At 74.3% G+C, this 17,714-nt stretch carries 16 protein-coding genes; 9 read left to right on the top strand and 7 right to left on the bottom strand.

What is annotated here, in order from left to right:
• The first annotated feature begins 188 nt into the window (after positions 1-188).
• Together C2142_RS29035 and C2142_RS29030 are read left to right on the top strand one after the other, a co-directional pair.
• Positions 189-923 (top strand): dienelactone hydrolase family protein, encoded by a 735-nt coding sequence (locus C2142_RS29035; RefSeq protein ID WP_162002564.1) that lies wholly within the window; start codon positions 189-191, stop codon positions 921-923.
• Between the two features lie 152 nt (positions 924-1,075).
• Positions 1,076-1,855 (top strand): isoprenyl transferase, encoded by a 780-nt coding sequence (locus C2142_RS29030; protein WP_277347345.1) that lies wholly within the window; start codon positions 1,076-1,078, stop codon positions 1,853-1,855.
• Between the two features lie 59 nt (positions 1,856-1,914).
• Here the strand turns inward: C2142_RS29030 and C2142_RS29025 are convergent, their stop codons facing one another.
• The 3 genes from C2142_RS29025 to C2142_RS29015 form a co-directional block, all read right to left on the bottom strand.
• On the bottom strand, positions 1,915-2,367 hold the full coding sequence (locus C2142_RS29025; protein WP_148645673.1) for a hypothetical protein: 453 nt from the start codon (positions 2,365-2,367) through the stop codon (positions 1,915-1,917).
• Complete coding sequence (locus C2142_RS29020; RefSeq protein ID WP_206671032.1) at positions 2,364-2,813, bottom strand: MarR family transcriptional regulator; 450 nt, start codon at positions 2,811-2,813, stop codon at positions 2,364-2,366. Before C2142_RS29020 ends, C2142_RS29025 begins: the two co-directional genes overlap by 4 nt.
• A 168-nt stretch (positions 2,814-2,981) precedes the next feature.
• Positions 2,982-3,941, bottom strand: coding sequence for a hypothetical protein (locus C2142_RS29015; RefSeq protein WP_148645672.1), 960 nt, complete (start codon positions 3,939-3,941; stop codon positions 2,982-2,984).
• A gap of 231 nt (positions 3,942-4,172) precedes the next feature.
• On the opposite strand from C2142_RS29015, the gene C2142_RS29010 reads away from it, so the two are divergent.
• Entirely contained in the window at positions 4,173-5,291 is a 1,119-nt protein-coding gene (locus C2142_RS29010) for an alpha/beta hydrolase-fold protein (protein WP_148645671.1), read from the top strand.
• Between the two features lie 217 nt (positions 5,292-5,508).
• Positions 5,509-7,857 (top strand): glycosyltransferase family 39 protein, encoded by a 2,349-nt coding sequence (locus tag C2142_RS29005; protein ID WP_148645670.1) that lies wholly within the window; start codon positions 5,509-5,511, stop codon positions 7,855-7,857.
• 77 nt (positions 7,858-7,934) lie between these two features.
• Here C2142_RS29005 and C2142_RS29000 read toward each other — a convergent pair whose 3' ends face one another.
• The 3 genes from C2142_RS29000 to C2142_RS28990 all read right to left on the bottom strand — a co-directional run bounded on the left by C2142_RS29000 (position 7,935) and on the right by C2142_RS28990 (position 11,592).
• On the bottom strand, positions 7,935-9,560 hold the full coding sequence (locus C2142_RS29000; RefSeq protein ID WP_148645669.1) for an alpha/beta hydrolase: 1,626 nt from the start codon (positions 9,558-9,560) through the stop codon (positions 7,935-7,937).
• A gap of 99 nt (positions 9,561-9,659) precedes the next feature.
• Positions 9,660-10,409: an HNH endonuclease family protein gene (locus C2142_RS28995; protein WP_241002838.1), complete on the bottom strand. Its 750-nt coding sequence runs from the start codon at positions 10,407-10,409 to the stop codon at positions 9,660-9,662.
• Between the two features lie 262 nt (positions 10,410-10,671).
• Positions 10,672-11,592, bottom strand: a complete 921-nt coding sequence (locus C2142_RS28990; RefSeq protein WP_148645668.1) for an NAD-dependent epimerase/dehydratase family protein — start codon at positions 11,590-11,592, stop codon at positions 10,672-10,674.
• Between the two features lie 128 nt (positions 11,593-11,720).
• On the opposite strand from C2142_RS28990, the gene C2142_RS28985 reads away from it, so the two are divergent.
• Entirely contained in the window at positions 11,721-12,713 is a 993-nt protein-coding gene (locus tag C2142_RS28985) for a helix-turn-helix domain-containing protein (protein WP_148645667.1), read from the top strand.
• 16 nt (positions 12,714-12,729) lie between these two features.
• Here C2142_RS28985 and moaA read toward each other — a convergent pair whose 3' ends face one another.
• A complete protein-coding gene (moaA, locus tag C2142_RS28980) occupies positions 12,730-13,725 on the bottom strand; it encodes a GTP 3',8-cyclase MoaA (RefSeq protein WP_148645666.1) in 996 nt (331 codons plus the stop codon).
• 145 nt (positions 13,726-13,870) lie between these two features.
• On the opposite strand from moaA, the gene C2142_RS28975 reads away from it, so the two are divergent.
• The 4 genes from C2142_RS28975 to C2142_RS28960 all read left to right on the top strand — a co-directional run bounded on the left by C2142_RS28975 (position 13,871) and on the right by C2142_RS28960 (position 17,598).
• Positions 13,871-14,470 (top strand): NTP transferase domain-containing protein, encoded by a 600-nt coding sequence (locus C2142_RS28975; protein WP_148645665.1) that lies wholly within the window; start codon positions 13,871-13,873, stop codon positions 14,468-14,470.
• Positions 14,471-14,657: 187 nt separating this feature from the next.
• Complete coding sequence (locus C2142_RS28970; RefSeq protein WP_241002837.1) at positions 14,658-15,527, top strand: hypothetical protein; 870 nt, start codon at positions 14,658-14,660, stop codon at positions 15,525-15,527.
• Positions 15,528-15,791: 264 nt separating this feature from the next.
• A complete protein-coding gene (locus C2142_RS28965) occupies positions 15,792-16,559 on the top strand; it encodes a hypothetical protein (RefSeq protein ID WP_241003291.1) in 768 nt (255 codons plus the stop codon).
• Between the two features lie 175 nt (positions 16,560-16,734).
• Positions 16,735-17,598: a (2Fe-2S)-binding protein gene (locus C2142_RS28960; RefSeq protein WP_174315764.1), complete on the top strand. Its 864-nt coding sequence runs from the start codon at positions 16,735-16,737 to the stop codon at positions 17,596-17,598.
• Positions 17,599-17,714: the final 116 nt, after the last annotated feature.

Below are 17,714 nucleotides of genomic sequence, written 5' to 3'. Positions count from 1 at the left end.
GGACGCCCGCGCCGCACGAAAGTGCCATGACCACCTCAATGCGTCAACCATGCCGGCAGAACTCGTCCGACCGGATTCCGCTCGCCCGTCCCCCGCCGGCCACCCGGACGGCCCCGCCGCCCCTCACCCGCCCGTGGCGGCGTCTAGGATGCGGGCGGAACATTTCCGCAAGCCACACGGGGGAACTGATGGCCGGTCACTGGACGACGCTCGGCGAACCGGACGGCATCGAGGCCTACGTCCACCACCCCGAGGACGGCGAGGTCCGCGGCGCCGTCGTCGTCTGCTCCGAGCTCTACGGCGTGAACACCTACGTCCGCGACACCTGCGCCGAACTGGCGGCGGCCGGGTACGTCGCCATCGCACCCGACTACTACTGGCGCAACGCCCGGCGTACCGAACTCGGCTACACGGCGGAGGAACGCGAGTCCGGGCTGGTGCTGATGCGCGCGCTCGACCGCGACGAGCTGGTCGCGGACGCGGCCGCCGCACTCGCGGCCGCCCGGGCCGAGGCCGGCGGCCGCGGCGTCGCCTTCATCGGGCTCAGCATGGGCGGGCACATCGCGGTGCGCGCGGCCACCGAGCTCCGCTTCGAACTCGCCGCCGTCTTCTACCCGGGCTGGCTCCTCAACAGCGGCTTCCCGCTGGTCGGCCCGGTCCCGCCCTTGGAGACGAGTGAGCGGATCGCCGCCAACGGCGTGTTCCTGCTCGGCTTCCGCGGTGAGCTGGACCACATCATCCCCGCCGAGGAGTGGGAGCAGGCCGGGCAGCGCCTGACCGAGGCCAAGGTCGCGCACGACCTCGTCACGTACCCCGCCGCCAACCACGGCTTCGCGTGCTCCGACCGCCCCGCCGACTACGACCCGGAGGCCGGTGCGGACGCCTGGCGGCGGGTGTACGCGGCGCTGCAGACGTACCTGTAGGCGCAGCGGTCCCGACGCCGGCGCGCGGGGGCGGGCCGGCGCCCCCGCGCACCACCGTGATCATCATCTACCCGTCGTGGCAAGGGGATCGGGCGGAGCGCTGGTACCGTCGACCGGATGTCGCACGAGGATGGAGACGGTTCATGAGGCTGCTGCCGCTGGTGCTCCGCCGGCCGATGGAGGCGGTGTACGAGCGCCGCCTGGCCGCCACGCTGGTCGGGCTCCCGCGCCCGCAGCACGTCGGGATCATGCTGGACGGGAACCGCCGCTGGGCCCGGCAGGCCGGGCACGAGGACGTCCGGGAGGGTTACCGGGCGGGCGGGGCGAAGGCCGGGGAGTTCCTGGGCTGGTGCACGGCGGCGGGCATCGGGCACGTGACGCTGTTCATGCTGTCCGACGACAACCTCGGCCGCCCGGCGGACGAGCTCGGGCCGCTCATCTCGGTCATCGAGGAGACCGTCCGGGCCATCTCCGCACCGGGCCGCCCCTGGGAGGTCCAGGTCATCGGCTCGCTGGACCTGCTGCCCGGCGACAGCGCCCGGACGCTGAAGGAGGCCGCCGCGGCGACGGCCGGGCGCGGCGGGCTGAAGGTCGACGTGGCCGTGGGCTACGGCGGCCGCCGGGAGATCGTCGACGCGGTGAAGAGCGCCTTCGGGGAGCACATCGCGGCCGGCGGCGACCCGGTCGAGCTGGTCGAGCGGTTCGACGTCGAGGACATCTCCCGGCACCTCTACTCGCACTCGCCGACGGCCGACCGCACCGACTTCATCATCCGCACCTCGGGCGAGCAGCGGCTCTCGGGCTTCCTGCTCTGGCAGTCCGCCTACGCCGAGATGCACTGGGTGGACTGCTACTGGCCCGCCTTCCGCCGTGTCGACTTCCTCCGTGCCCTGCGCTCCTACGCGGGCCGGGAGCGCCGCTTCGGCAAGTAGGCAGAAGGCCGCGGACAGCCGGACGACCGGACGACCGGACGACCGGACGACCGGACAGGCTAGGCGGAAGCGGCGTCCCGTCGCCAGGGGAAGGGGGCGAGGTCGGGCTCGACCCAGCCGGCCTTCGCCTCCGGGGAGTCCAGGGTGGCCGCACGGTAGTAGCGGGCCGGCAGGTCCTTGTCGAGCAGGTCGGGGTGACGGTCGGCGAAGTCCGCGAAGTCGTCCCCGCCGTGTTCCGCCGCGTGGTGGCCGACCAGCTCCACCCAGGCCCGGGTGACGGTCGCGTGGTACTTCTGCGGCACGCCCGCCTTGGTGGCGGTGCGCAGGATGCCGTCGCCGACCAGGGAGACCGCCGCGGGGACGCCGACCGCCCGCACGGCCAGCCAGGTGAGGTGGACGTGCTCACGGTGGCCGAACCGCCCGGCGGCCGCGGTCACCTCGGCCAGCAGCGTGCCGAAGTCGGCCGCCGGCCCTTCGGTCGTGGTGGAGTCGTGCAGGGGCTGGGCGGTCATGAGGGCACCTCGGTCAGAGCTTGCAGGGCGGCACGAAGACCGGTGATGGCGTCGGCCGGCAGTCCGGCGAGCGCGCGACGCTCCAGGCCGGTGATGGCCTGCCGGATCGTGTCGGCGGCCACCCGGCCGGAGGGGGTGAGTTCGATGAGCACCGCGCGACGGTCCCCCGGGCGGGTGCCGCGGGTGATGTGGCCGCGCCGCTCCAGCCGGTCGAGGATGCTGGTCAGCGTGGTCGGGCGGGTACCCACGGCCGCACCGAGCTCGGACACGGTACGGCCGCGACCGTCGGCCAGGTTGGCCAGCGCGTTGATCTCGGAGGGGTTCAGGTCCAGGTCGACCAGCTCGGCGGCGAGCACCTGGAGCGTGGCATGGGTGGCCCGCTGCAGCGCGAGCAGGGCCGACCACTCGGACGGCACGGAATCGGACGAACCGGAATCGGACTTCACGATTCCGAACTATACGATTTCGTACTACCTGCCGCCAAACGCGCGCCCCCCCGGCAGTCGCCGCGGCGAGGGCCGCCCGGATAACGGTGGTGGCGCCGTCGGCCGCTCCCGGCCCACGGCGCCACCACCACGTCACGGCGTCACGGCGTCCCGACGTCACGAGCCGGCCTACGGCTCCGGGAACTTGTCCTCGTCGACGTCACTGGTCTTGGCGTTGCCGCCGACCGTCGGCTGGAGCGTGATCGACCACGAGGTGTAGGTGCGGCCCGTCTCGAAGGCCATGGTGTCGTCGAACTTGCTGAAGTCGCAGCTCTGGGTGAACGCCTTGAGCGACGGGTCCCAGTCGACGCCACCGGCGAAGTAGACGTCGTAGGTGCCGTCCTCGACGCCCTCGATGGACGCCTTCTTGCCCTTGCCGACGTACACCGAGTGGATCGACTTGCCGTTCTGCGCGAGCGAGACCACCGCGTCCGAGCTGCCGCCGTTGTCCACGTTGAGGACGCCCGAGCCGTTCAGCCGGCCCTCGCGGACCAGGGTGCCGTTCTCCTGGCTGCGGGTCTGGAGCTGCGGGGTCTGCGGGACGTTGAAGGTGGTGGGGTAGCCGGCGGCGTTCATCTGGGCGAGGGCGGCGGGCACCGCCTTCAGACCCTCGGACTGGCCGACCTCGGCGAAGGCGGAGGTGGTGGCGCAGACGTTCTTCTTCCTGATGTCGTTGCGCACCTTGGTCAGGTCGGTGGAGAGCTGGCCGAGGGCCACCACCAGCTGGCGGCGGGCGGTGGTGACGGTGGCCGGCTCGTCCGCGTAGCCGAGCCCGCTGCCCGCCTTGGTGGCGGCGGTGGCCGCCTCCTGGAGGGCGGTGGAGAAGGCGTCGAGGCTCGCGGACGCGTTGAGCTTGCCGAGCGCGGTGTTGACCGGGTCGATGTAGCCCGCCAGCACCGGACCGTACGGCGGCCGGGTCGGGGTCGGAGTCGGAGTCGGCGTGCGGGTCGGACTCGCGGTCGTGGAGGCCGCGTCGGTCTTCCCAGGCTTCAGGCCGAACCCGTCCGTGCCTCCCGACCCCCCGCCGGAGCACGCTGCCAGCAACAGTGTGGCGCCGGCCGCCAGGCCGGCCTTGGTGAAGGACTTCATGCCGCTCCCCCGGTGTGATCCCTGTGATCCCTGCGATCCCCGTGCACGCCGTGATCGCCGCGACCACTCATGCACGGTGATCTCTCGTGCACGCTCTGTGCACTCCCCGCGGACATGATCCCGACCCCGGGGGACGCGGTCAACAGGGCGCACAAGGGGCGCACGGAAGCACAGAAGGGGCGTACACGGGGGCGCGCAGAGCGACTGTCACGGTCAACTACGATCAGGCACGTGCTCAGGCTTACGGGACTCCCCCTCCAGATCATCGCCTCCGTCGTCGCGATCTGCGCGTTCGCCGCCACGATGTGGCTCTGGCCGAGACTCGGCGGCCGCAGCTGGAAGGCCTGGCTCGGGCGGATCGGCGCCTTCCTCGCCACCCAGATCTCGGTACTGGTCGCGATGGGCCTGATCGCCAACGGCTACTTCGGCTTCTACAGCTCCTGGACCGACCTGCTCGGCACCAACGGCGGTCCCGGCACGGTCGTCGACCACCAGCCGAACGCCGCCGTCGCCATCACCGGCGAGCAGAAGTTCTACGCGGAGCAGGGCTCGAACCCGGAGCGCGTCGGCCTGATCCACAAGGTCGCCGTCAAAGGAGCCGCCAGCGGTCTGAGCACCGACGGCTTCGTCTATCTGCCGCCGCAGTACTTCCAGCCCGAGTACGCGCAGCGGAAGTTCCCCATGGCCCTGGTCCTGGCCGGGTACCCCGGTACGCCGGAGAAGCTGATCTCGCTGATGCAGTACCCCGCCTCCACCCTGGAGGCGATCGACCAGAAGAAGCTTCCGCCGACCGTCCTGGTGATGCTGCGCCCGACCCTCGTCAACAACCGGGACACCGAGTGCGTGGACGTCCCGAACGGCCCGCAGGTGGAGACCTTCTTCACCAGTGACCTGCCCAAGGCGCTCGCCACCACCTACCGGCTCGGCAGCGACCCGTCCAACCGGGCCGTGATCGGCAACTCGACCGGTGGCTACTGCGCGCTCAAGTTCGCGCTGCGCAAGCCGGACTCGTACCCGGCCGCCGTCTCGCTCTCCGGCTACTACACCGCGCCGATCGACGAGACCACCGGCGACCTCTTCGCCGGCAACGGGCAGCTGAAGCAGGAGAACGACCTGCTGTGGCGGCTGCACAACAAGCCGGCCGCACCCGTCGCACTGCTGCTGGGCACCGCCCACGACGAGAACAACTACGCCGCCACCCAGGAGATGGTGAAGTCGTTCAAGGCGCCGACCAAGCTCTCCACCATCACCCTGGACACCGGCGGGCACAACTTCCACACCTGGACCCGGGAGATCCCCCCGGCGCTGGAGTGGCTGGGCAAGCACCTGACGATGCCCCAGCCGGCCTGAGCCCCCGGGCCGCCCGGAAGGACCACCACCCGGGCCGCCCGCCTGGCCGCCACGCGTCGGTCGACCCGTCCGCCCGGCACCCGACCGCCCGGCCCCCGGCCGCCGACCCGTCCGCCGACCGTCCCGCTGACCCGTCCGGGTGGTTCCGGCGGGGATCACAGGCCCCTCATAGCCGGGTCTCACGGTCCTCTCAGCCGCACGGCCGAGCGTATGGTCCATGACCACGACCAGCTTCTCCCCGCCGGCCGGCGAACCGTGGCCCGAGGCCGCGAACCACCCGCCGCCGGAGGTGCCGCAGCCGGCCCCTGACGCACTCTCGGACGCGGCGCCGCCGGCCGGACCGCTGTTCCCCGCGTTCCCGCTGCCGCCCGTCGGCCCCAAGGGCCCGGCGTCCTGGGCCGGCCGGCTGCGCACACTCCCGGCCCGCGCCTGGCGCGGCCGCGCGGACGACCCGCGTTGGGTACGGCCCGCGCTGCTGGCCCTGCTGGCCGCGACCGCCGTCCTCTACCTCTGGGGCCTGAGCGCCTCCGGCTGGGCCAACTCGTTCTACTCGGCGGCCGCCCAGGCCGGCAGCCAGAGCTGGAAGGCCTTCTTCTACGGCTCCTCCGACGCCGGGAACTTCATCACCGTCGACAAGCCGCCGCTCTCGCTCTGGCCGATGGCGCTGGCCGCCCGGGTCTTCGGCCTCTCCTCCTGGTCGGTGCTGGCCCCGCAGGCGTTGATGGCGGTCGCCACCGTGGCCACCCTGTACGCGACGGTGCGCCGCCGCTTCTCCCCGCTCGGCGGCCTGCTGGCGGGCGCCACCCTGGCGCTGACCCCGGTGGCGGCGCTGATGTTCCGCTTCAACAACCCGGATGCGCTGCTGGTACTGCTGCTGACGCTGGCCGCGTACGGGCTGGTCCGCGCGATCGAGGCGGCCGGCACCCGGTGGCTGGTGTTCACCGGGGTGATGTTCGGGCTGGCCTTCCTCACCAAGACGCTCCAGGCCTTCCTCGTCCTCCCGGCCTTCGCGCTGGTCTACCTGGTGGCCGCGCCGGCCGGGCTCTGGCGCCGGGTGCGCCAGCTGCTGGCGGCCGGGCTGGCCATGGTGGTCGCGGGCGGCTGGTGGGTCGCCGTCGTCGAACTGGTGCCAGCGTCGTCCCGGCCCTACGTCGGCGGTTCGCAGGACAACAGCTTCCTCTCGCTCACCTTCGGCTACAACGGCCTCGGCCGCCTCAACGGCAACGAGACCGGCAGCGTGGGCGGCGGCGGCAGGTTCCCGGCCGGCACGGAGGCGCCGCCCGGTGGCGGCCGGACGATGGGCGGCTGGGGCGAGACCGGCATCACCCGGATGTTCGACGGGGACATCGGCGGCCAGATCGCCTGGCTGATCCCGGCCGCGCTGCTCCTGCTGCTGACCGCCCTGTGGGCCACTCGCCGCCACGCCCGGACGGACACCGCCCGCGCGGCGTTCCTGGTCTGGGGCGGCTGGCTGCTCTGCACCGCACTGACCTTCAGCTTCATGTCCGGCATCTTCCACCAGTACTACACGGTGGCGCTGGCCCCCGCGGTCGCGGCGCTGGTCGGCATGGGCGTGGACGGGCTCTGGCGGGCCCGGCACCGGCTGCCGTACGCGGCGGTGCTGGCGGTCACCCTGGCGGTGACGGCGGTCTGGGCGTACGTGCTGCTCGGACGCAGCGCGCAGTTCCTGCCGTGGCTGCGCTGGGCGGTGCTGGTGGGCGGGCTCGCGGCGGCGGCGACGCTGCTGCTGGCCGGGCGGCTGGCGGCGCGGCTCGCGACGGTCGTCGGGCTGGTGGGCCTGGCGGCGGCGCTCGGCGGTCCGGCCGCGTACGCGGTGGACACCGTGAGCACGCCGCACACCGGGTCGATCGTGACGGCCGGCCCGGCGGTCGCGGGCGGCCGGGGCATGGGCCCGGGCGGGATGCGCGGCCTTCCGCCCGGCGGCAACGGCGAGTTCTTCTTCAACGGCCGGCAGATGACGCCCGGCCAGGGCGGAGTGCCGGGCGGCGTACCGGGCGGTGCCCAGGGCGGCGTACCCGGCGGTGCCGCCGGCCAGATGCCGGGCGGCCAGGGCGGCGCGAACGGCGGCGGCCTGCCCGGCAACGGCAACGGCAACGGCGGCCGCGGCGGTGCTGGAGGGTTCGGCGGCAGGACGGGCGGGGCCCCCGGCGGCATGGGCGGCCTGCTGAACGGCGCCCGGGTGAGCGACGAGGCCGCCGCCGCGCTCAAGCAGGACGCCGACCGCTACACCTGGGCCGCCGCGACCAGCGGCTCGCAGAACGCCGCCAGCTACCAACTCGCCTCCGGCGTCCCCGTGATGGCCCTCGGCGGCTTCAACAGCACCGACCCGTCGCTCAGCCTGAGCGCCTTCCAGCAGTACGTGAAGGAGGGCAAGGTGCACTGGTTCATCGGCGGCGGCTCCCGGCGCGCGATGGGCGCCAACGCCGACGGCGAGGCGCAGGAGTCGCAGACCGCACAGATCGAGACCTGGGTGACGAGCCACTTCACGGCGAAGACGGTGGGCGGCGCGACGTTCTACGACCTGACGCAGGCTCCCAGCTCCTGACCTACGACGAAGCTCCCGAGCACGGCGAAGGGGCGCACCGCGGCGGTCCCGCGGTGCGCCCCTTCGCCGTCAGCCGGTCACCCGGCCGGGTCGCTGGCGCAGCGCGTCCCGGCGGCCGGCACCGTGCCGTCCGTCAGGAAGGCGTCCACCGAGGTCCGGATGCACTTGCTCCAGCCGTAGCCGGTGTGGCCCTCACCCTCGCGGGTGAGGAGTACGGCCTTGCCGAGCTGGGCCGCGAGCTTCTCGGCCGAGGCGTAGGGCGTCGCCGCGTCGCCGGTCGAGCCGACCACGACGATGGTGGCGTCGCTCTTCGAGGCGATCGGGTGGGGCTTCTCGGCGGAACGGAACGGCCAGGAACGGCAGTCGGGGTCGAACAGCGCGAAGCTCGGCTCGTGGCGGGTGAGCAGCGGGGCCTTCGCCGCCAGCTCGGCGTACGCGGCCTTGAGGTCGTCGCCGACCGGCACCCCGGTGCCGCCGTCGGCGCAGTGGATGGCGGTGTAGGCGTCGGCGGAGACGCTGTAGTGGCCGTCCTTGTCGCGGTGGTTCGAGTCGTCCGCGCGCGCGAGCAGGTAGTCGCCCTTGCCCCGGACCATGGCCCAGCCGACGTCGTTGCGCAGGGACTCCCAGCCCTGCTCGTCGCCGTAGAGGCCGTCGATCATGGCGGTCCAGGCCGCGTTGGCGGTGAGCTTGCGCCCGCTCGCGGTGGTCAGCGGCTTCTCCTTGAGCCCGTCGAGGAAGTCGGCGAGCTTGCCGGCGGCCGCGCCCGGGTCCTTGCCGAGCGGGCAGCTGCTCTTGGTGGCGCAGTTGGCGGCGAAGGCCTCCAGCGAGTGCTCGAAGGCCGCGTACTGCGCGATGTTGTGCTGGGCCAGTGGCACGGACGGGTCGACGGCGCCGTCGAGCACCAGCCGGCCGACCCGGTCCGGGAACTCCTCGGCGTAGAGGCTGCCGAGGTAGGTGCCGTACGACAGCCCGAAGTAGTTGAGCTTCTGGTCGCCGAGGGCGGCGCGCAGCACGTCCATGTCGCGGGCGGTGTTGCGGGTGCCGATGAAGGGCAGCACCTTGCCGAACTTGGCCTGGCAGGCGTCGGCCAGGACCTTGCCGTGGGCGTCACCGGGTGTGTCGGTGGTGACCCACTCGTCCCGGGCGCCGTCGTCCAGGCAGTTCACCGGGGTGGTGAGGCCGACGCCGCGCGGGTCGAAGCCGATCGTGTCGAAGCGGTCGTGGAGCGGGCCGTCGAACTGCTTCGGGTTGCGCTTGACCATGCCGACGCCGGAGCCGCCGGGCCCGCCGGGGTTGACCAGGAGGGAGCCGACCCGCTGGTCCTGCTTGGCGGCGGGGTTGCGGACGACGGCGACCTCCAGGGTGTCGCCGGCCGGGTTCGTGTAGTCCAGCGGCACCTTGAGCTTGCCGCACTGCACGGCCGACTCGTCGACCTTGTCGGTCGCCGGGTCGTCGGCGCACGGCGTCCAGGCGATCTGCTGGCCGTAGAACGGCTTGAGCGCCGGGTCCGCCGCGCCGGTCGGCTTCGGCGTCGGGGTGGGCGTAGTGGTCGGGGTGGGCGGCGCGGTGGTCGTGGCCGGGGTGGCGGCCGGCGACGTGGTGCCGGAGGCCGCGTCGCCGGAGCCGGCCGAACTGGTGCAGCCGGCCAGGAGGGCGGCGGCAACGGCGGCGGGCAGCGCGCGCCGTGAGAACCGGGTGATCATCGAATGCACCGCACACGAATATCACCCGGTCATCACAGGAGTCACATCGCCGGCGAGGACCTGGGATGCAATGCGGACAAAGGCTGGCGAAACGTTTCCTCACCCGCCGCACTGCTGGAGCATCGCCTTCTTGTCGGCCTCGGTGACCGGCAGTTGGTACTTCAGCGACACCTGGGCGAACCGCACCGCGTACGCGCAGCGGATCGTCGTGTTGGCGGGCAGCCAGGTGGCCGGGCCGGAGTCGCCCTTGGAGGCGTTCTGCGAGCCGTCGGCCGGGATGAGGTTGAGCGGGTCGTTGGCGATCTGCACGCGCTTGCCCTTGTCCCACTTGGCCGCGCCCATCTGCCAATCGTAGGAGAGCGGCATCACGTGGTCGATCTGGATCCTCGTGGCCTGCTGCTTCGTCCACTGGACGGTCTTGCCGGTGTACGGGTCGTCGATGGTCATCGCGGTGACCACGCAGGTCGAGCCGTCCTTGCGCTCCACCGCCCGGCCGTCGCGGGCCAGCAGGTCGTTGCGGGTGTCGCAGTTGTTGTGGCCGCCCGGGACGCCGTCCACGTTGTCCGTCCAGGCCGGGCCGAACTCGTTGCGGTCGTAGCCGTCCTTCGGGCCGGCGGCGGCGGTGGCGACCCTGGCGATGAGGTCTCGGCCGGCCTTCTGGTCCTCGGGCGAGGTGAGCGGCGCCAGGCCGGGCCTGGTGCCGTCGGGGTTCTGCAGCGGGCTGGTGCCCCCGCCACCGGCCGGCGCGGCGGCGCCGGAGGAGGTCTTCCCGGCGCCGGAGCAGCCGGCCAGCGCCAGGACGGGTATCAGGAGGACGGCGGCGGACACGGCGGCGCGGCGGGCGGGCACGGAGAACTCCCGAGGTGGGGGGGCGGCTGACGGCGAACCAGCAGACCAGCCGCCCCCCACCGCGTCAAGGCGGCGCAGCGCAGGGCGTTCGAGCATGTCGAAGCTCACATCCCCGATCGAAGCTCACATCCCGGATCCAAGCTCACGTCCCGGCCCGAATCCGGCATCCGTCGTGAATCACGCATCCAGCGTGAATCGCGCATCCGGTGCGAAGTCCACGTACCGGATCGAAGCCCGCACCCCGGCACCGGCCGGGCGCCCGTCACCCCCGCAGCGAGCGCGCCGTCTCCGCGAGCACCTCGTCGAGCGGCGTCGCCGAGACGCCCAGCTCCCGCTCGGTGCGGGCCGAGTCGAGCAGCTGCGGGCGGTAGTAGAGGTAGCCCATCTCCACCACCTCGGCGAGGATCTCGTCCTCCTCGCCCAGCTTCGCGAGCTCCTCCGGCGAGAGCGCGGTGAGCTTCGGCGCGGGTGCGCCGGCCGCACCGGCCAGCGCCGAGGCGAGCGTCCGGGCGGACGCCTCGCTGGTGCTGGGGACGTGCCAGACCCGGCCCCAGGCCGCCTCGGAGCGGGCCGCCGCGATCAGGGTGGCGGCCACGTCACCGGTGTAGGACCAGCTGTGCGGCGCGTCCGGGTCGGCGGGGTAGGAGACGGGATCGCCGGCCACCACGGCGGGGGCGACCGTCACTTGGAAGAGCGAGCCGGCGCCCGGCCCGAGGAAGTCGCTGGCCCGGACCTCGGTGGCGCGCACCCGGCCCGCCCGGTGCGCGGCCAGCGCGTCCTCCCAGAGCCGGGCACGCACCGTGCCCTTGCGGCTGGTCGGGGCGAGCGGCAGCTCCTCGTGGAACCGGCCGTCCACCGGCCCGTAGCCGTAGAGGTTGCCGAGCATCACGTAGCCGGCGCCGGTCCGTTCGGCGGTGGTCAGCAGCGCGGCGGCCAGCGGCGGGAACTCCCGCGGCCAGCGGTGGTACGCCGGCGCGGCACAGTTGATCAGCGCGGTCGCGCCCTCGGTGAGGGCGGCGAGCGCGTCGGCGTCGGTGGCGTCGGCGGCGATCCGCTCGATGCCGGGGTGCTCGGGCCCGGTACCGCGCCGGGTGACCAGGCGGACCCGTTCTCCGGACCGGGCGAGCCGAAGGGCAGTGGCGGTGCCGATGGAACCGGCACCGGTGACGACGTGGAAGGACATGGCGCTGCTCCGGGTTGGCAGAGTGGATGGGCCTCGCGGCGCGGGCTGCGCGCCGTCGTGCTCCACTGTCCGACCGGGCGCCGTCACGGAACAGCGCCGCGGCTGCCAAGCTTCCGGAGGTTCTGGCCATGCCCTCGTCCGAGCGGATTCACCGGATCGCGGTGCTCGCCGTCCCCCCGGTGACCACCTTCGACCTGTCCATCCCCGAAATCGTCTTCGGCGCCGCCGAGTTGGACGGGCAGCCGGCGTACGAGGTGACGGTCTGCACGATGGAGCCGGGCCCGGTGGCGGCCACCGGCAGCCTTCAGGTGGTCGTCCCGCACGGGCTGGAGGCGCTGGAACGGGCCGACACCGTGATGGTGACGGGCTCGGGTGCGCGCGCCGAGGCGGACGAACGGGTGCTGACGGCGCTGCGTTCGGCGGCGGACAAGGGCGCGCGGGTCGCCTCGATGTGCGCCGGCGCGTTCGTCCTCGCCCAGGCCGGGCTGCTGGACGGCCGCCGCGCCACCACCTACTGGGTCCAGGCCGGCGCGCTCGGCCACCGCTTCCCGGCCGTCCGGGTGCAACCGGCCCTGTTCGTGGAGGACGGCCCGGTGCTGACCTCGGCGGGGCTGACCGCGGGGATCGACCTCTGCCTGCACATGGTGCGCTCCGACCACGGCGCCGCGGTGGCCAACGCGGTGGCCCGGCTGGCGGTGGTCTCGGCGGCCCGGGACGGCGGGCAGGCCCCGTACCTCCCGGCGCCGGTGGCCGCGGCGGACGGGACGTCACTGGCCGCCACCCGGGCCTGGGCCCAGGAGCGGCTGCACGAGCCGCTCACCCTGGCCGCGCTGGCCGCGCACGCGGGCGTCAGCGTCCGCACCCTCAACCGCCGTTTCCTGGCCGAGGCGGGCACCACACCGCTGCAGTGGCTGCTGGCCCAGCGGGTCGAGCGGGCCCGCGAGTTGCTGGAGAGCACCGACCATCCCGTCGATCTGATCGCCGACCGCACCGGGTTCGGCACCCCCGACTCCCTGCGCCGCCACCTGCTCCAGCGGGTCGGCATGACCCCGCGCGCCTACCGCGCGCGGTTCGCCCTGATGGGCCGGGCCGCGCGCCGGCCGGCCGCGCGGACGCCGTGACCCCGGCCGTGCCGGATCAGCCGCCGATCGCGGACATCGGCCGGTCCGGACGGACGAAGCCGGCCGAGTTGATGTCGTGCCCGGGGCCCTTGCGGGCGATGGTGTTGCGCCAGGCCTCCTCGATCCGGTCGTCGCCGGCCCCGCCGCGCAGCAGGACGCGCAGGTCGGACTCCTCGGTGGCGAAGAGGCAGTTGCGCAGCTGGCCGTCGGCGGTGAGGCGGACGCGGTCGCAGCCGCCGCAGAACGGGCGGGTGACGGAGGCGATCACGCCGATCACGGTGTCGGTGCCGGCGATCCGCCACTCCTCGGCGGGGGCGTTCCCGTGCCGGCCGACCGGGACGAGGTCCCAGCGGGCGGAGAGCACGGCCAGGATCTCGTCGGCGGTGATCATCTTCGCCCGGTCCCACGCACCCTGCGCGTCCAGCGGCATGGACTCGATGAACCGCATCCGGTAGCCGTGCGCGGCGGCGAACCCGGCCAGGTCGAGGATCTCGTCGTCGTTGACGCCGCGCACCGGCACCGCGTTGACCTTGACCGGGGCGAGCCCGGCGGCCTGCGCGGCGGCCAGGCCCGCGAGGACGTCGGCGATCCGGTCGCGGCGGGTGATCTCGGCGTACCGCTCGGGGCGCAGGGTGTCCAGGCTGACGTTGACCCGGTGCAGCCCGGCCTGCTTCAGCGCACCGGCCGTCCGGGCCAGCCCGATGCCGTTGGTGGTCAGCGAGACCTCGGGGCCGAGCGCGGTGATCCGCCCGACCAACTCCGGCAGTCCGCGCCGCAGCAGCGGTTCGCCGCCGGTGAGCCGCACCGAGGCGATGCCCAGCCGCTCCACGGCGATCCGTACCAGCCGGACCACCTCGTCGTCGCTCAGCACCTCGGCCTTGGGCAGCCAGTCGAGGCCCTCGGCCGGCATGCAGTAGGTGCAGCGCAGGTTGCATCGGTCGGTGAGCGAGACCCGCAGGTCGGTGTGGACCCTGCCGAAGCGGTCCAGCAGCGGGCGCGGTGCGGTGTTCATCAGCCAAGTACAGGGGCAGCCGGGCGGGAGATCCAGCGGCCGAACCGCCGGGGAGCGGCCGCGACCTGCGGGTTCGCCTTGTGCATTCGTCCAACTGTGGGTTCGTACGGCTGCGCGCGGCGGCCCGGCCGGGCAGGCTGGGCACATGCAGCTCGAACGACCCGTCGCCGCCCTCGTCCTGGCCGCCGGCGGCGGCCGGCGGCTGGGCGGACGGCCCAAGGCCCTGATCCCGTACCGGGGGCGGCCGCTGGTGGAGCACGCGGTGGCGACGGTCCGGGCGGGCGGCTGCCCGGACGTCACGGTGGTGCTGGGCGCCGCCCGCGAGCGGGTCCGGGCGACCGCGCACCTGCCGGGCTGCCGGCTCGTGGAGAACCCCGACTGGGCGGACGGCATGGGCTCCTCGCTGCGGGCGGGGCTCGCCACGCTGGCGCCGTCGACCCCGGCCGTGCTGGTGATGCTGGTGGACACGCCCGGGGTCACCGCGGCGGCGGTGGCCAGGCTGGTGGCCGCCCACCGGGCGGGCGCCGGGCTGGCCGCGGCGGCGTACGGCGGGCGGCGCGGGCACCCGGTGCTGATCGGGGCCCGGTACTTCGGCGAGGCGGCGGCGGGCGCGACCGGCGACGCGGGCGCGCGGGCGCTGCTGGCGGCGCACCCCGAGGATCTCACGCTGGTCGAGTGCGCCGATGTCGCCGTGCCGGACGACCTGGACACCCCCGCCGACCTGGCCCGCTGGTCCGCCGGGTGAGCGCCCGCGGCCGGCGCCGGCGCCCGGTCCCCCTCAGGGGTGGCCGGACCTCCTCCTCCCAGGCGAGGGATAGGCCGCACACCCCTGATCTGTCCCTGAGGATTGCGGCATTCCGCGCCGCGGCTCCCGCGTTTCGGGGAGCATGGGACACGACCCTCCACCCCGATTCGAACGGACGGTGCCCGCGATGTCCGGACTGCCCGACGACTTCACCGGACACGATCCCGCGCAACACGGGCCGGGGGCGGGTGGTGGCGCCCGGGCGATCCGCTGCCCCGCCTGCCGGCGCGAGCACCTGTACGAGCCGCCGTCACTGCCCTGCCCCTGCGGCGCCTCGCTCAAGGTGCCGCTGCTGCGCGGCGGCGTGCCGGTGCAGGTCCGGTTCCGGTCCTGGGAGGACTCCTGGCTGAACATGCGCTGCCCGCACTGCGGCCGCTCGGACCAGTGGCCGCAGCCCGAGTTCACCTGCAACTGCGGCGCCACCGTCCGCCTGCCGGTGGACCGCACCACCCGCCTCGGCGGCAGTGCCACCACCGGCCGGGCCCCCGCGGGGCAGCTCGGCCCCGCCGGGCCGCACTCCTCCCGCCCGTCCCCGGCCCACCCGCAGGGCGCGCCCGCGCCCGCCGCGCCCGGCGGGTCCGGTGCCACGGCCACGCCCTGGCGGCGGCGGGCGCCGTTCCGCCCGCACCCGGTCCGCACCTCCCAGGACGCGGTGTTCACGGCCGCCCGCTACCTGGAGTGGCTCGGCTTCGAGGACCTGGAGCTGACGGAGGCCCAGGAACGCGACGGCGTCACCCTGCTGGGCAGCCGGATGGTCGCCCAGGTGGACACCTGGACCGAGCCGGCCGACGTGAAGTCCGTGGAGTGCCTCTGGCTCCAGACCCTGCACGCCGAGGAGATGGCCGCCGCGATGTTCACCCTGGCCGGCTACTCCCACCAGGCCACCGTCCGCGGCGAGCAGTTGCTGGTCGCCCTGTTCAGCCTGGACCTCGCCGGGGTGCCGCAGCCCGCCAACGGCGCCGCCGAGGCCCTGATGGAGACCGGCTGGACGTCCTGAGCCGGCCCGGCCCGCACGACCGGCCCCGGAACGCCCTCTAGATCATTCCGCCTCCGAACGCAACAACCTGCGCTCGTGATCTGGTGCACAAGCTCACCCCCGTGTTGAATTGCCGCCACAGCGCGGGCCTTGGGGGTAGAGGCCCGTGCCCTGCTGGATGGCGCACACAAGGAGGTGGCGTTGTCGGAGCACGGATGGGGCCCGAGCGGCCGGGACGGGCGGGAAGGGCGCGGGCGGGCGGCGCCCGCGGAGCCGGGGGACACCGTGTGGCGGCTGCGGTCCCGGGCGTGCTGGCAGGAGGCCGCGGAGCTGTTACGCCCGGCCGCCGAACGAGACCCGGCGGCCGCACTCGGCCGGGCCGAACTCCTCATCGAACAGTGCCTGTTCACCGCCGCCCACTGGACCCAGGCGGAGCAGGCGCTGCGCCTCGCCGAGGCCGTGGTCACCACCACCGAGCAGCGCGCGGCCGCCGCGTGCGCCCGCGGGTTCCTGGCGTACGTCGCCAGCGTGCTCGGCACGCGAGACCGGCTCGACGAGGCCCAGGCGGCGCTCGGCCGCACCTCCGCGCTGCTCCCGCCGGACGCCCCCGGGCGCCCGCTGCTGGACTTCCGCCGCGGCCTGGTCGCGGAGAACCTGCTGCGCGACCGGACGGCCGCCTGGATCGCCTACCGCCGGGCCCACGAGGGCGCGGGTGAGAGCGGGGACGAACTGCTGCGCTCCTACACCTGGCGCCACCTGGCCGCGCTGGCCCAGGCCGCCGGGGACCACGAGCGGGCCAGGGAGGGGTTCGACGCCTCGCTGCGGCTGCGCGAGCAACTCGGCTTCACGGTGGGGGTGGCGCCCGCACTGGCGGCACTGGCCGAGGTCTCCGGACCGGGCGAGGCGGCCCGGATGCGGGCCGAGGCCACCAGGCTGGTGCAGGCGCTCGGAGGCGTACCGGTGTGGCTCGCGCGCCAGCTGAGCGCGGCGCGCACGCCGGGCGCTCCCCCGGACGGTCGCATCGGGCGGGACCCACGGGGAACTATCAGCTAAGGTGAGCCTAACCTGGCTGGGGGGAGCAGCACCCCGGCCGGGTCAGCCTTGCCGTTCCCGGGCTCAGCCAGGCCCCGGCCGGCCGGGGCCTGGCCACGGGCGCGCGCGCACGACACCGGCCGGGCCCGGCCGGGCGGTCCCGCACGGGCGCCGGTCGACCCGATGGGGCCGCACCATGACCGCGAGCAGCACCGTCCACTGCACCACCCCCGCCGTGCCGGCCGCCGCCCGCGCGCCGCAGCCGTGCACCGCGAGCCACCGGCGGATCGGCGAGCTGTTCCCCGCCCTGCGCGTGCACCGCACCCCGCCGCGCACCGGCGACGGCTGGCTCGGCGGCGCCGACCTGCTCGCCCGCCCGGAGGCGCTGCGCGAACTGATCGCCCACGACGCCCGGCAGGGCCTGGCCCAGTACGGCCGGCCGCTGCGCCCCGACGTGGCGGCCGGCTTCGGCCTGCACCGCTTCACCTGGGCGACCGCGCTGCTGTTCACCCTGCCCTGGTTCCTGGAGCGCCGGGTGCCGCTGCTCACCCCCGAGGACGTCTCGATCCGCCGTTCCTCCGGCGAGCTGACGGCCCGCCCGGGCGCCTTCGTCTGCCTGTCCGGCGACCCGGCGGCCGGCCTGCCCGGCGCCCGGACGGCGGCCGGCGAAGCCGAGCTGGCCGCCGGACTGCGGGCGGCGCTGGCCGGGTTCCTGACGCCGGTGCTGGCGGCCTTCCGCCCGGAGGTGCGGCGCGGACCGCACACCCTCTGGGCGATGGCCACGGACGCCGCGGTGGAGGGCCTCTGGCACGTCGGCGGGCTGCTCGGCGAGGAGGAGCGGGCCCGCACCGAGCTGACCGCGCTGTTCGCGCCGGCGCCCGCGGAGTGTACGCCCGGCGCATCCGTCTCACCGTTCACGCCGGGCGCGGGTTTCACCCACCCGGCGCCGGCGGACCTCGGCACTCCGGACGGCGACCGCTCCCGGGCCAGCTGCTGCCTCGTCTACACCGCCCGGCCCGAGGCGATGTGCGGCGGCTGCCCCCGTCTCACGCGAGGTTGACCGTATTCCCTTCGGGCCCCGCCTCGGCGGCCCCGGAATTCCGGGAAACAATCACCCCCAATAAGTAGGACAATGCGACTTCTCCTACGTCAGAAATCCCTCTCCTCAGCGCATTG

Source organism: Streptomyces sp. CB01881 (assembly GCF_002953255.1).
Lineage (GTDB): Bacteria > Actinomycetota > Actinomycetes > Streptomycetales > Streptomycetaceae > Kitasatospora.
Note: the sequence above shows the minus strand (reverse complement) of the source record. Positions and strands in the feature narration are given on the sequence as shown.